The following is a 14382-nucleotide window of genomic DNA, read 5'->3' as shown; positions in this document are numbered from 1 at the left end:
ACGAGTGTAGTCAACTGCTGGGTATGGGACGATTCGAGTCGTGGCCACCGAGAACGGAACACGCAGCTGGGCGGGCGTCGACATCGCGCAGCGTCAGCGCATACGGCGCGCGGACCTGCTGCAGGCAGGCATCGAGTTGCTCGGGTCCGCCGCTGGTCCCGCCGTCAGCGTGCGGGCAGTGTGCAAGGCGGCCGGGATGACCGAACGCTACTTCTACGCGAGCTTCGCCGACCGGGACCAGTTCGTCCTCGAGGTGTACGAGCATGTGGCGGGTTTGGCTCGTGATGCGCTCGTCGAAGCAATAGCGCAGACGCCGGTGAAGCGCGAACTGCCGAAAGTGGCTATCGAAGCGTTCGTCGGATTGATCGTCGATCGACCGGAGATGGGCCGGGTCTTGCTGGTGGGACCGCTCACGGAACCGGGTCTCGGAGGGCGGGGAATGCAACTGGCGCCCGGATTCGGCGCGTTGATCGAGGCGCAACTGACCGGGATCGCCGACGAGGACGATCGGAAGATGGAATCGATCGGCCTGATCGGCGCACTCACAACGCTGTTCACCGCATACCTCGACGGCACGATCACCCCCGGACGCGACCGCCTCGTCGCCCATTGCGTCGGTATGTTGGAAAAGGCGAATCGGCCGGTCACGGCAATGTCGAATGCTGAAATGGGGTTGCACAGGTGAGACGAGTATTCGGTGTACTGGCAGCAGGTGCGGTGGTTCTCGCCGCCGGCTGCGGTGGCGAGATCTCGGGGAGTCCTGTCGTCGGGGCCGAGGCGGGCACCGATGCGTTCGTTCCCAGCGAAGACAATCAGGATCCGTCGCTTGCGATATCGGGAATCGAGACCGAAGACTTTCCGCCGGGCAAGCATGTTCCATCGACTGCGCGGGTGGCATACGACGAGAGTCCGCCGTTCGGAGGAACCCACGATCAGGTGTGGGCGACCTGCACCGGCATCGTGTATCCGACCGCGGTACGAACCGAAAACATGGTGCATTCGCTCGAACACGGTGCCGTGTGGATTGCATACAACCCCGACGACATCTCGGGCTCCGATCGCGACGCGCTTGCCGAGCGAGTCGAGGGGATGCCCTATCTGATGATGTCGCCGTATCCCGATCTGGACCAACCGATCTCGCTGCAATCGTGGGGTCACCGGCTCAAACTCGACGATGCCGACGACCCGAGAATCGACCAGTTCATCGAGGCGCTACGCGTCAACGAATACACGACGCCCGAGGTCGGCGCGACGTGTGCGACCGTGGTCGGTTCGTTCGATCCGGACGATCCGCCGCCTTTCGACGAGAGTGAGCCGCCCGCCGGGTCGTCGCCGCCACGTTAGGTCGGCGCTGGTTGGCATTTCGGGCAGATGAACACGTATCGCTCTGCTGACGGACTGTCGCTTTGGTCGAGCTTCCTGATCGTCGTTCGACAACGGGGACAAGGCAATCGGGCTCGGCCGTAGACGTACGACCGATGCCGCTGGGTTCGAATCGACTGCGTGAGCAGTATGCGCGCGTGTTCGATCAGGGCGTGCAGGTCGGCGACGTCGCCGACAGCGGTTCGCGGATCGACGCGGGCCATGAAGCACGCCTCGCTGCGGAAGATGTTCCCGATTCCGGCGAGGTTGCGTTGGTCGAGGAGCGCGAGCCCTACGGGCCGTAGCGGGTCACTGCGTAGACGTGCCACTGCTTCGTCGGGGTCCCAGTCCGCACCGAGGAGGTCGGGACCGAGATGGCCGATGACGCGGTCCTCTTCGGAGCGGGCGAGAATTTCGGTGATTCCGAGCGAAAATCCAACGACGACTGCATCTTTCGTCGACAGCACGATTCTCGCGCGGTAGGCGGGTCGACGCCACCGCGCGCCCGGCGGGTAGATGTGCCATTCGCCTTCCATCTTCAGATGGGTGTGAATGGTCGCGTCGCCGACGCGCATCAGCAGATGTTTTCCGCGCGTGACGATTTCGTCGACGGTCCGCCCCGACAGGTCGACCGTCGCAAAGCGTGGCACGCGAACGTCGCAGCCAGTGAGCTGCTTGCCTTCCAGCGCGGGTCGGAGGCGTTTTGCTGCGCGCCAGACGCTGTCGCCCTCAGGCACCGGCGCGCAGCCTCAATCCGCTCGGTGTCGGCGCAAACCCCGCGCCGACGAGTATGTGGGCGAGGGTGCTGCCGTGGATGGATTCGCCGTCGGCCTTGTCGATCACAAGCTTGGCGACGCGGCGATGCTTGACGAGGTCGGCCAATGCGGTCGCTGCGGCATCGAGCCGGTCGGCGCGGTCGGTGAAGGTGAGGATCGTCTTGCCGCCACGCTCGACGTACATCGTCAGTTCGCCGTCGACGAGTACGACGAGCGCACCCGCCTTTCGGCCGGGCCGGTGGCCTTCGTCGGAACTCGGCCACGGAAGCGCGGCACCGTAGGGGTTGGCAGGATCGGTCGCGGCGAGTGCGAGGGCGGTCCCTACGGCGTCGGGGTCGTCGTTGTTGCCGGCGTACTCACGCAGTCGGTCGACGACGTCGGAGGTCGAGAACTGAGCGCCACCAAGGGTATTGACGAAGTAGCCGCGTCGACACCGGCCGGAGTCCTCGAAGTTCGTGAGCACCTTGTACATCAGCGCAAAGCCGCCGGGTGTGCCTTCGTTGACGACCGAACCGCGGGTGACGACGCCGTAGCGTTCCAGAATGATGTCGGCGCTGGTGTGCGCGCGGATCGTCGGGTCGGGCTCGGGTTGCGGCAGTAGCGACCAGCGCCCCGCTGCGGTCGGTGGACCCGACCGTGTCGGCATCGTCGGCCGAGGAACGCTGCGTAGTGCACGTGAGCGCGGCATCCGCCGCGGCGCTCGGTGGCTCGTGTTCGTTCTCGCTGTCCCTGACATCAGGGACCGAACCGGAGCGAACGTATCGCCGCTGATGTAGCCCGCCCACACAAGTTCCCACATCGCTTTGACCAGGGCTGTGTCGTCGACGGTGCCTATCGCGGCGCCCACGGTGTCGGACAACTGCCGGAAGAAGAAGGCACCGCCACTGCTCAGCGTTGCGAGGACCTGCACCTGCAGATCGGAAAGGTCGATCTCGCTCGCCGGTGGGACTGTAAACGGTGCTTGGTCGGCAAGCTGCAGACACACCCAGCCGTCTTTGGCGGTGATCGAACCGTTGCCCGACCACACCACCTCACCTGTCGAGGTCAGTTCGTCCAACATCGCAGGCGAATAGTCCGCGACGCGGGACGGAAGGACGAGAGACTCCCACGCCGACGCCGGAATCGGCACGCCCGCAAGCTGTTCGATGACTGTCGCGACACCGTCGACGCCGCGCAAAGTGCCGTTCACGTGTTGCCATGCGGGCAGGAATCGACCGAGCGCTTCGGTCGGGACGGGTTCGACTTCCTGTCGCAGCGCCGCGAGCGACCGGCGCCGAAGTCGCCGCAGGACCCCGGCGTCACACCATTCGCTACCGGTGGTTCCTGGCCTGAATTCGCCTTCCACAACTCGTTTTTCGAGTGACAGCCGGCGCAAGACCGCTGCGGCGACCGCCACGCCGACCGAGAAACGTTGTGCGACTTGGGCTGTTGTGAAGGGTCCGTGTGTGCGCGCGTAGCGGGCGATGAGGTCGCCGAGCGGGTCGGGTACAGGTTCGATGAAGGCGGTAGGCACGCCGATCGGTAGCGCGACACCGAGTGCGTCCCGCATGCGGCTCGCGTCCTCGATCGCGATCCACCAGACCTTGCCTGCAAACGAGACTTCGAGGGCACGCCGAGCATCGGCTAGCGCCGTGACGGCTTCGAGCGCGGGGGTGTCGGAGCGGGCGGCCAACTCGTCGATCGTCGTCGGCCCGAGCAACCTGAGCAGGTCGGCGATACCTTCGACGTCGCGAGCCTTGCGATCGGGTGCGAGACGCTGCAGCTCGAGTTCGATCTCGTCGATGACCTTGGCGTCCAGCAGTTCTCGTAGCTCGACGCGGCCCAGCAATTCTGCGAGCAGCGTCGAATCGAGCGAAAGCGCGGCTGCGCGTCGTTCGGCAAGCGGGCTGTCGCCCTCGTACATAAACGCGCCGACATAGTCGAACAGCAGTGCCTTCGCGAATGGTGACGGCGATTGAGTTTCGACTTCGATGATCCGGATCTGGCGACGGGCCAGCCGAACGAGAAGATCGCGGAGTGCGGGCAGGTCGTAGACGTCCTGCAGGCATTCGCGGACCGTCTCGAGCAGGATCGGAAAGGTCGGGAACTTGCGCGCCACATCGAGCAGTTGCGCCGACCGCTGCCGCTGTTGCCACAGCGGCGCTCTCTTGCCGGGGTCGCGACGCGGCAGAAGTAGCGCTCGCGCAGCGCATTCGCGGAACCTGGAGGCGAAAAGCGCCGAGCCACCGACCTGCTCGGTGACCAGGTCGTCTATTTCGTCGTGCTCGAACGCGAACAGTTCGGCGCCAGGTGGGTTGTCGTCGGTGTCGGGGAGCCGGACGATGATGCCGTCGTCGGAGGCGGTGGGGGAGACGTCGATGTCGAATTTCGCTTGCAAGCGTGCGCCGATTGCAAGCGCCCACGGCGCGTGCACCGGTAGCCCGTACGGTGAATGCAGTACGAGCCGCCAGTCGCCGAGTTCGTCGCGGAACCGCTCGACCACCAACGTGCGGTCCGTCGGCACGGTGCCCGTCGCGTTGCGTTGCTCGTCGATCAGTGCGAACAGGTTGTCGACCGCGAAATCGTTCAAACCTGCTGCGCGACATTGCGCGACGACTTCCTCGCGATCTTTCGATGTCGCTGTACGCAGGAAGCCGCCGAGTGCCTCGCCGAGTTCGGCGGGTCTGCCGAGGCCGTCGCCGTGCCAGAACGGGAGGCGGCCGGGTATGCCGTAGGCGGGGCTGACCAACACCCGGTCGAAGGTGATCTCTTCGATGCGCCAGCTGGTTGCGCCGAGGGCGAAGACGTCGCCGACGCGGGATTCGTAGACCATCTCCTCGTCGAGTTCACCTACGCGCGAAGCCTTTTCGCCGACCATGTACACCGCGAACATGCCACGGTCCGGTATCGCGCCACCGGAGGTGACGGCAAGACGTTGCGAACCCGGCCGACCGGTGAGGGTGCCTGCGTCGCGGTCCCAGACCAATCGCGGACGGAGTTCGGCGAATTCGTCGGACGGGTAGCGTCCGGACAGGAGGTCGAGCGTGGATTCGTAGGCAGACTTGGGCAGGGTCGCGAAGCTACCGGTACGGCGTACGGCATCGAACCAGTCCGCGGCGTCGATCGGTTCCAACGCGCAGGCGGCGACCGTTTGCTGGGCGAGGATGTCGAGCGGATTCGGGGTCACCTTCATCGCTTCGATCTGACCCGCCGTCATGCGCATGGCCGTGACGGTGCAATGGATGAGGTCGGTGCGGTGCTTCGGAAACAGCACACCCTTGGAGATTTCGCCGACCTGGTGACCTGCTCGCCCGACCCGCTGCAAGCCGCTCGACACCGACGGCGGTGCTTCGACCTGCACGACGAGATCGACTGCGCCCATGTCGATGCCGAGCTCCAGGCTGCTCGTTGCGACGACGCAGCGGAGGCGGCCGGATTTGAGATCGTCCTCGATGAGCGCGCGCTGATCCTTGCTGACCGAGCCGTGGTGCGCACGTGCCAGCAGTGGAGCCGCACCGTGGTTCACTTCGGACGGCGAGCCGATCATCGAAGCGGGTTTGTGCTCGGTCTCTACCTCGGCGCCGATCCGTCCGGCATAGATCTCGTTGAGTCGTGCCGTCAGCCGTTCCGACAGCCTCCGGGAGTTGGCGAACACGATCGACGACCGATGCTCGAGAACGAGGTCGACGATCTGCTCCTCGACGTGCGGCCAGATCGAACCGCCCGACTCCTCGTCGCCGGACGGTGACACCCCGAGCTCGGTCATGTCCGCGAGCGGAACACGAACCGACAGATCGAAGGTCTTCGGCGAAGGCGGGGCGACGATGTTGATCGGCGCGCTACCGGTGAGGAAACGCCCGACTTCCTCGTGTGGGCGCACGGTCGCCGAAAGTCCGATGCGTTGCGCCGGCTTGTCGAGCAGCCAATCGAGCCGTTCGAGCGAGAGGGCCAGGTGAGCGCCGCGTTTGGTCGCGGCGACGGCGTGCACCTCGTCGACGATCACCGTGTCGACCTCGCTCAACGTCTCCCGAGCGGCCGACGTCAGCATCAGAAAAAGCGACTCGGGTGTTGTGATCAGAATGTCGGGAGGTTTGGTGATGAGCCTGCGGCGGTCGGCGGGGGTCGTATCGCCGGACCGTACACCGACCGAGATCTCCGGTGGCGACATGCCGAGCCGCTTGGCGGTCTGTGTGATGCCGATCAGCGGTGAGCGGAGGTTGCGCTCGACGTCGACGGCAAGCGCCTTGAGTGGGGAAACGTAGAGGACCTTGGTTTTGGCCGCGCCCTTATCGGCCTCTCGGATCGCCAACTGATCGATGGCCCACAGGAACGCGGACAGGGTTTTGCCAGAGCCGGTGGGCGCGACGACCAGGGTGTGACGTCCGGCAGCGATCGATTCCCAAGCCCCAAGCTGCGCAGCCGTCGGCGCTGGGAAGGCGCCGTCGAACCACGTCTGGGTGGGGGCAGAGAATTGCATGCCTCCATCCTGCCCTCACCCACCGACATAGTTCGCCGAAGCGCTGAGTCGAGCGGAGTCGGGGCGCCCCTGACATCGCTGGACGAAGGCTGGGGACCCCTGATCCCGTGCGATACTCGGAAACTGTGACCTCCGCTGACCCCCGCGTATTGCGGATTGCACTGGTCAGCCACGGTGCCACCGACGCGCTACGGACCGCACGATTTCCCGTCGATGAGCCGCTCAATGCAGTCGGCCTCCGAGATTGCGCTCGCGCAGAACCGATGTCCGCGCCCCGGATCAGGATTGCGCCCGAACTGCGGGCAACCCAAACAGCGGAAGCACTCGGACTCAGCGGCGAACTCGACGCCACGCTGACCGACCTCGACTACGGCTCCTGGCGCGGCCTCACCATGGAGGATCTTGCGCCCGAAGACCTGATGGCATGGCTCACTGACCCCGAATATCAACCGCCCCATGGCGAATCGATCGTCGAACTGATCGACCGCGTCGCCGGATGGTTACGCGATACGGTTGCGGCGCAACAGAACACGCTTGCGATCACACATCCAGCGATCGCAAGGGCGGCCGTTCTCATCGCACTCGATGCACCGCCGAAGTCGTTCTGGCGCATCGATATACCGCCGCTGAGCGTGACCCGGTTGCACCATCGCGGCAGCAGCTTCACCCTGCGATCGACGGGCTACGACTACCCGAAGTCGACGCCCTGAGCGAGTGGTAACCGGTCGGAGTAGTTGATGGTGTTGGTCGCGCGCCGCATATAGGCCTGCCACGAATCCGATCCGGACTCCCTGCCGCCGCCGGTCTCCTTCTCGCCACCGAAAGCACCGCCGATCTCGGCGCCCGACGTACCGATGTTGACGTTCGCAATCCCGCAGTCGGACCCGTCCGCAGCGAGGAAGCGTTCGGCCTCACGTTGATCGTTTGTGAAGATTGCCGACGAAAGGCCTTGCGGCACAGCGTTGTGCAATGCGACGGCCTCATCCAACGTCTCGTACGTCAGCACGTACAGAATCGGCGCAAACGTCTCCTCCTCGACGACCGACGTCTGTGCAGGCATTCGGACAATGGCGGGTGTGACGTAGTACGCGTCCCCGTCCCCGTCCCCGTCCGACCCGCCTACCCGTCCTCCTCCGAAAACAACTGTGCCGCCGTCGGATTGCGCCTTCTCGAGAGCTGTCTGCATCGTGTCGAAAGCATTGGCGTTGATCAGCGGACCGACCAGAACTCCGTCCTCGAACGGATTGCCAACGCGCAGTTGGGCGTACGCGGCGGACACGCGATCGACCAGCTCGTCGAGAATCGAGGTGTGCGCAATGACCCGACGCAAACTTGTGCACCGCTGCCCAGCGGTGCCTGCCGCAGAGAAGACGATGCCGCGGACGGCGAGATCGAGGTCGGCCGACGGTGCGACGATCGCCGCGTTGTTTCCGCCGAGCTCGAGCAGGCACCTGCCGAATCGTGCAGCGACCCTCGGTGCGATGGCCCGGCCCATCCGGACCGACCCCGTCGCGCTCACGAGTGCTACCCGTGGATCGTCGGTGAGTTGCTCGCCGACGGCCACCGAACCCTGAACGAGCTGGTGGATCGCAGGATCGGCGCCGACGTCGACGCAGGCGCGACGCAGCAGCGCAGCGCACGCGACGGCGGTGAGGGGAGTGGCGTCGGACGGCTTCCACACCACGGTGTCCCCGCACACCAGAGCGAGCGCCGTGTTCCACGACCACACCGCGACCGGAAAGTTGAACGCGGAGATCACACCGACAACGCCCAGCGGGTGCCACGTCTCCATCAGCCGATGGCCCGGACGCTCGGATGCCATTGTCTTGCCGTACAACTGGCGCGACAACCCGACTGCGAACTCGCAGATGTCGATCATCTCCTGAACCTCGCCACGGGCTTCGGAGGTGATCTTGCCCGCCTCGAGGGTCACGAGTTCGGCGAGATCGTCCTTGTGTTCGGTCAGCAGCGCGCCGAGCCTCCTGACCACGCCCGCACGTACCGGTGCGGGCACAACACGCCACGCGTCGAAGGCTTTGCGAGCATCGGCGATTGCGCGGTCCACGTCGTCGGATGAGCTGCTCGCCAGCGTCCGCAGTACTTCTCCGGTGATGGGGGAGCGTGAAACGACAACGTCGGAGGTATCACCGCTCTCGACGTGTGCCGACATCCGGGTGAGCGCGGCGTCGGCTCTTGCCTCGAGAGTTGCCATCGTTATGCCTTTCGACTCGAGCTGGTAGAAGTGACTTGCGTGTGTTCCAGTTTGTGCGAATCCGAATGTCGGAGAGCAGGTTCCGCGTTGACATGACAAGCAAGGTCGATGCGAGTTTGGTGCGCAGGTACCGAGTTTCGGCCATGGACCGGCACTACTGCGTTAGCCTTCGCTGATGGCAGAGACACCGAGGCCAGGTTCGCCCGGCACATTGGTTCCGCGTCCACCCGTCGGGCGTGCGGAGCCAGCGAAGATCGCGATCGACGAAATCGACAGACTTTTGATCCGAGAGTTGGTCGCAGACGGTCGTGCGACTTTGTCGAATCTTGCCGAGAAAGCGAGCCTTTCGGTGTCTGCAGTGCAGTCGCGTGTGCGCAGACTCGAAGCGCGAGGTGTGATCCGGGGCTATACGGCAACCGTTGATCCAGAGGCCTTGGGACAGATGTTGTCTGCATTTGTCGCCATCACTCCTCTCGATCCGTCTCAGCCCGACGACGCGCCGGCGAGATTGCAGCACATGCCCTCCATCGAGTCGTGCCACTCGGTAGCGGGCGAAGAGAGCTACGTCCTGATGGTGCGAGTCGGGTCGCCGCGTCATCTGGAGCAAGTCCTCCACGAAATCAGGGCAACGGCGAACGTCAATACCCGCAGCACCATCATCCTCCAAACATTTTACGACAAGTAGGCCAGTTGCAGTAAATGTTATGGCAATAGCGTAAGCATTCCGACAATATTGTCGTATCCTCGGGGGTATGACCGCACTTCTGCAGCCGGATACCACCGCCGACTCGGTCCACAGCACGCTCACGAAGCACATGCTGGTGGACGGGTTCGATCTTGTACTCGACCTCACGAGGTCGAACCGAACGCGTCTGGTCGACCAACGAGACGGCACCGTCTACCTCGACATGTTCAGCTTTTTCGCATCGTCGGCGCTCGGGATGAATCACCCGTCCCTGACCGGTGACCGTGACTTCATGCGCGAGATCGCCGAAGTTGCGGTGAACAAACCGAGCAACTCCGATATCTACACGGTTCCGATGGCTCGGTTCGTCGCTGCGTTCGCTCGAGTCCTCGGTGATCCGTCGCTGCCACACCTGTTCTTCGTCGACGGTGGTGCGCTCGCCGTCGAGAATGCACTCAAGGTTGCCTTCGACTGGAAGTCACGGTTGAACGAGTCGCGCGGCCTCGACCCCGCGCTCGGAACGAAGGTCATGCATCTGACCGGAGCGTTCCACGGTCGCAGCGGATACACGATGTCGCTGACCAACACCGACCCGAACAAGGTCGCTCGCTTCCCTAAATTCGATTGGCCTCGCATCGATTCGCCCTACCTCGCCGAAGGCCGCGACGTCGCGGCAGCAGAAGCGGAGGCGCTCGCTCAGGCAAAACGGGCGTTTGCCGAAAACCCCAACGACATAGCGTGTTTCATCGCCGAGCCGATTCAGGGCGAGGGCGGCGACCGCCACATCCGTGCCGAGTTCTTCCACGCGATGGCCGAGCTGTGCCGCGCGAACGACGCGCTGTTCGTCCTCGACGAGGTACAGACGGGCGTCGGGATGACGGGAACGGCGTGGGCCTACCAGCAACTCGGATTGCGCCCGGACGTCGTCGCTTTCGGAAAGAAGACGCAGGTGTGCGGAATCATGGCAGGCGGTCGTGTGGACGAGGTGGCGGACAACGTATTTCACGTCGGCTCTCGCATCAACTCCACATGGGGCGGCAACCTCACCGACATGGTCCGCGCACGGCGAATACTCGAAGTGATCGAGCAGGACGGTCTGATCGACACCGCGCGCGACCTCGGCCTGCAGTTGCTGAACCTGCTCGAGCATCTTGCTGTCAAGCACCCGACGGTCACCGATCCACGCGGACGTGGGCTTATGTGTGCTGTGACCTTGCCGTCAGCGGAACTCCGCGACCGGGTGGTTGCGGCCCTGCGTGACGACGAACGCGTCCTCGTCCTCGGCACAGGCGAACGAGGCATTCGGTTCAGACCACCGTTGACGGTGACCCGGTCCGACCTCGACGCAGCAGTCGGCGCGCTCGACCGGGTGTTGACCCGGCTGGAAGGGTAGCTGCGTCGGTGGCCCCTACAGACTTGCCGACCACTCGACCTGCCGCGCGACGCGCAGGCCGGTAGCCTTCGAGGACTACCGCGGCGGAAGGCAATATCGAATGGGAATCAAAGTCGCCCTGGAGCACCGAACAAGCTACGAGTTCGACCGGATGGTCGAGATCTATCCTCATGTCGTTCGGCTGCGCCCGGCGCCGCACTCGCGTACGCCCATCGAGGCCTTCTCGCTCGTCATCGAGCCCGCGGACCATTTCCTCAACTGGCAGCAGGACGCGTTCGGAAACTTCCTCGCGCGCATAGTCTTTCCGGAGCGTACGAAGTCGCTCTCGATCACGGTCGGTCTCGTCGCCGACATGGAATCGATCAATCCGCTCGACTTCTTCATCGAAGACTTCGCCGAGTACTTCGGCTTCGAGTATCCGAAGGCTCTTGCCGTCGACCTCGAGCCGTACCTTCGTCCTGTCGACGAGGCGGGTGACGGGTCCGGTCCGGGTGCGGGGCTCCGTGACTGGGTTAAGAACGTCGAGATCCCCGAAGGCATCCGCACCATCGATTTCCTTGTCGCGCTCAACAACGCTGTCCTCGCGGACGTCGCGTACACGGTTCGGCTCGAAGCAGGCGTTCAGACGCCGGACCACACGCTCACCACCGGGATCGGCTCGTGCCGCGACAGCGCGTGGCTGCTGGTATCGGTGCTGCGCGAGTTCGGTCTGGCAGCGCGTTTCGTGTCCGGCTACCTCATTCAGCTGACCTCCGACATCGCTGCCCTCGACGGACCGTCGGGCCCCGCGGCCGACTTCACCGATCTCCACGCGTGGACCGAGGTGTACCTGCCGGGGGCCGGGTGGGTCGGGCTCGACCCGACGTCGGGACTGTTCGCAGGCGAGGGCCACATACCCCTCTCGGCGACTCCGCATCCGGCGTCTGCTGCACCGATTTCCGGAGCGACCGGCAGGTGCGAGGCAACCCTCGACTTCTCGAACACGGTCAAGCGCATCCACGAGGATCCTCGGGTTACGTTGCCCTACAACGAGAAGCAGTGGTCGGCGATCACCGCGCTCGGCGCCGAGGTCGACCAGCGTCTCGAGGCGGCAGACGTGCGACTCACCATGGGTGGTGAACCGACGTTCGTGTCCATCGACGACCAGGAATCCGCCGAGTGGACGACCGCCGCGGATGGCCCGCACAAGCGCGAGCGCGCAAGTGCGCTCGCCGAGCGGCTCAGGGGGATCTACGCCCCGACCGGTTTCGTGCAACGTAGCCAGGGCAAGTGGTATCCCGGAGAACCGTTGCCGCGGTGGCAGATCGGACTCTTCTGGCGTACCGACGGGGAAGCCTTGTGGACCGATCCCGCATTGCTCGCAGACCCGTGGGGTGCCGTCAAACCTCCGCCTGCGCGTAACCACGATGCCCAGGAATTGATCGAATCCGTTGCGGCGCAGTTCGGTTTGCCGTTGACCCAGGCTCGACCGGCCTACGAGGACTCGATCGGCAGGTTGCACACCAAACTGCGGATGCCGGCCGGCAGCCCGATCGATACCACCTCGACACCCGACCTGGAACCCGAAAACGATTCCACCGCAGCACGAGCCGCTCTGCTCGACCGCCTCGACGACCCCGTCGTCGAACCGGCCGCGTTCGTCCTCCCACTCAACCGAAGCGAAGACGGCGCCTCGTGGGAGAGTGCCGACTGGCGACTGCGGCGCGGTCGAATCGTGTTGCTGGACGGCGATTCTCCCGCTGGTCTGCGCTTGCCGCTCGAATCGATCTCGTGGGATCCGCCTGACCCGCAACCGGAGTCGGATCCGACCGCCGACACGGGACCGCTGCCGCTTGCCGCCAGGGCGGTGCCCGCAGGTTCGCCCGCAGCGGTGTCGGAACCGAAGAACTTCGTTCCGACAACAGCTTTGGTCGCCGAAGTTCGCGACGGTGTGCTCTACGTGTTCATGCCGCCGTTGGCCGAACTCGAACACTTCGCGGAACTGCTCGGCCAGATCGAACTGGCCGCCGCCGACTCCGGTGTGCCCGTCGTCATCGAGGGGTACGGTCCGCCGTCGGATCCGCGGCTGCAAACGCTCACCGTCACACCCGATCCCGGTGTGATCGAGGTGAACGTACAACCGACGGCATCGTTCGCCGAACAGTCCGAACTGCTTGCGACACTCTACGAGCAGGCCCGACTGTCGCGGTTGAGTACCGAGTCGTTCGACCACGACGGCACCCACGGCGGCACCGGCGGCGGCAATCACATCACCCTCGGTGGTGCGACGCCGAAGGATTCGCCCATGTTGCGGCGCCCGGATCTGCTCGTCTCGCTGCTGACCTACTGGCAACGGCACCCGTCGCTGTCCTATCTCTTCTCGGGCCGCTTCATCGGGCCGACCTCGCAGGCGCCCCGGGTCGACGAGGGACGGATCGAGTCGCTCTACGAGCTGGAGATCGCATTCGGCGAAATAGCCCGCTGCAGCAAGGAATTGGACGCTGCCGAAGTAGCCGCCGAGGCCGACGACAAGACCGCCGAGACTGCCAAGCCATGGCTCGTCGATCGCGCGCTGCGGCACCTACTGACAGACCTCACCGGCAACACACACCGAGCCGAGTTCTGCATCGACAAGATGTACAGCCCCGATTCCGCGCGTGGTCGCCTCGGCCTGCTCGAACTGCGCGGATTCGAGATGCCGCCGCATCACCAGATGGCGATGGTGCAGTCGCTGCTCGTCCGTTCGCTGGTCGCGCGGTTCTGGGACAAGCCGCTGCAGGCACCGCTCATCCAGCACGGCGCAAACCTGCACGGGCGCTACCTGTTGCCGCACTACGTGATCAGCGATATCGCCGAGGTCGCCGAAGACCTGCGGCACCACGGCATCGAGTTCGACACCAGCTGGCTCGAACCGTTCACGGAGTTCCGTTTCCCGCGGATCGGCACCGTCGTACACAACGGCGTCGAGATCGAGCTGCGCTCGGCGATCGAACCGTGGAACGTGCTCGGTGAGGAGTCCTCGCTCACCGGAACCGCACGCTACGTCGATTCGTCCGTCGAACGGCTGCAGGTCCGGGTCGTCGGTGCCGATCGCGGTCGGCACGCCCTGACCGTCAACGGCATTCCTGTACCACTGCAGGCCACCGACAAGGCCGACGTTCAGGTCGCCGGAATTCGGTACCGCGCATGGCAGCCGCCGAGTGCCCTGCACCCGACGATCGAGGTGCAGAGCCCGCTCGTCTTCGACCTCGTCGACATCGCATCGGCACGCTCGCGTGGCGGTTGCGTCTACCACGTCGTCCACCCGGGTGGGCGCGCCTACGACGGTCCGCCGGTCAATGCGGTTGCTGCGGAATCGCGCCGCAACAGGCGATTCGAGGAAATCGGCTTCTCGGCGGGTGAGATCGACGTCGCTGCGTTGCACGAAATGCAGGCCCGAATCGCAACAGATGGCAGTGCCCCTGGCATCCTTGACCTCCGAAGGGTGAATTCGGTTCTGCGTTGACGGGAGGAAGACAC

9 protein-coding genes are annotated in these 14382 nt (G+C 64.7%); 6 read left to right on the top strand and 3 right to left on the bottom strand.

The window, feature by feature from the left end; translation table 11 throughout:
* The first annotated feature begins 40 nt into the window (after positions 1 to 40).
* The gene (locus tag JGU71_RS06160; RefSeq protein ID WP_199703148.1) at positions 41 to 685 is read left to right on the top strand and encodes a TetR/AcrR family transcriptional regulator; all 645 of its coding nucleotides are present in this window, start codon (positions 41 to 43) and stop codon (positions 683 to 685) included.
* A complete protein-coding gene (locus JGU71_RS06155) occupies positions 682 to 1344 on the top strand; it encodes a thioredoxin-like domain-containing protein (RefSeq protein ID WP_199703147.1) in 663 nt (220 codons plus the stop codon). The genes JGU71_RS06160 and JGU71_RS06155 overlap by 4 nt, the downstream gene beginning before the upstream one ends.
* Here JGU71_RS06155 and JGU71_RS06150 read toward each other — a convergent pair.
* Positions 1341 to 2099 (bottom strand): Fpg/Nei family DNA glycosylase, encoded by a 759-nt coding sequence (locus JGU71_RS06150; protein WP_199703146.1) that lies wholly within the window; start codon positions 2097 to 2099, stop codon positions 1341 to 1343. The genes JGU71_RS06155 and JGU71_RS06150 overlap by 4 nt on opposite strands.
* Complete coding sequence (locus tag JGU71_RS06145; protein ID WP_199703145.1) at positions 2092 to 6594, bottom strand: ATP-dependent helicase; 4503 nt, start codon at positions 6592 to 6594, stop codon at positions 2092 to 2094. The genes JGU71_RS06150 and JGU71_RS06145 overlap by 8 nt, the downstream gene beginning before the upstream one ends.
* A 125-nt stretch (positions 6595 to 6719) precedes the next feature.
* Between JGU71_RS06145 and JGU71_RS06140 the strand changes: the two genes are divergently transcribed.
* Positions 6720 to 7304: a histidine phosphatase family protein gene (locus JGU71_RS06140; protein ID WP_199703144.1), complete on the top strand. Its 585-nt coding sequence runs from the start codon at positions 6720 to 6722 to the stop codon at positions 7302 to 7304.
* Here the strand turns inward: JGU71_RS06140 and amaB are convergent.
* On the bottom strand, positions 7283 to 8806 hold the full coding sequence (gene amaB / locus JGU71_RS06135) for an L-piperidine-6-carboxylate dehydrogenase (RefSeq protein ID WP_199703143.1): 1524 nt from the start codon (positions 8804 to 8806) through the stop codon (positions 7283 to 7285). The two genes, JGU71_RS06140 and amaB, sit on opposite strands and share 22 nt — an antisense overlap.
* A 175-nt stretch (positions 8807 to 8981) precedes the next feature.
* Here amaB and JGU71_RS06130 point away from each other — a divergent pair, with 175 nt between their 5' ends.
* The 3 genes from JGU71_RS06130 to JGU71_RS06120 all read left to right on the top strand — a co-directional run bounded on the left by JGU71_RS06130 (position 8982) and on the right by JGU71_RS06120 (position 14368).
* Positions 8982 to 9491, top strand: a complete 510-nt coding sequence (locus JGU71_RS06130; RefSeq protein WP_199703142.1) for an Lrp/AsnC family transcriptional regulator — start codon at positions 8982 to 8984, stop codon at positions 9489 to 9491.
* Positions 9492 to 9558: 67 nt separating this feature from the next.
* A complete protein-coding gene (gene lat, locus JGU71_RS06125) occupies positions 9559 to 10884 on the top strand; it encodes an L-lysine 6-transaminase (RefSeq protein WP_199703141.1) in 1326 nt (441 codons plus the stop codon).
* A 100-nt stretch (positions 10885 to 10984) separates the two neighbouring features.
* Complete coding sequence (locus JGU71_RS06120) at positions 10985 to 14368, top strand: transglutaminase family protein (protein WP_199703140.1); 3384 nt, start codon at positions 10985 to 10987, stop codon at positions 14366 to 14368.
* Positions 14369 to 14382 lie beyond the last annotated feature (14 nt).

This window comes from Antrihabitans stalagmiti (genome assembly GCF_016482825.1).
Classification (GTDB): Bacteria; Actinomycetota; Actinomycetes; order Mycobacteriales; family Mycobacteriaceae; genus Antrihabitans; species Antrihabitans stalagmiti.
This window is presented reverse-complemented; position numbering and strand designations above follow the sequence as displayed.

Excerpts from the sequence above, each read along its gene's own strand:
- JGU71_RS06145 (WP_199703145.1), bottom strand. The coding sequence starts at position 6,594 with ATGCAATTCTCTGCCCCCACCCAGACGTGGTTCGACGGCGCCTTCCCA.
- amaB (WP_199703143.1), bottom strand. The coding sequence starts at position 8,806 with ATGGCAACTCTCGAGGCAAGAGCCGACGCCGCGCTCACCCGGATGTCG.
- JGU71_RS06130 (WP_199703142.1), top strand. The coding sequence starts at position 8,982 with ATGGCAGAGACACCGAGGCCAGGTTCGCCCGGCACATTGGTTCCGCGT.
- lat (WP_199703141.1), top strand. The coding sequence starts at position 9,559 with ATGACCGCACTTCTGCAGCCGGATACCACCGCCGACTCGGTCCACAGC.
- JGU71_RS06120 (WP_199703140.1), top strand. The coding sequence starts at position 10,985 with ATGGGAATCAAAGTCGCCCTGGAGCACCGAACAAGCTACGAGTTCGAC.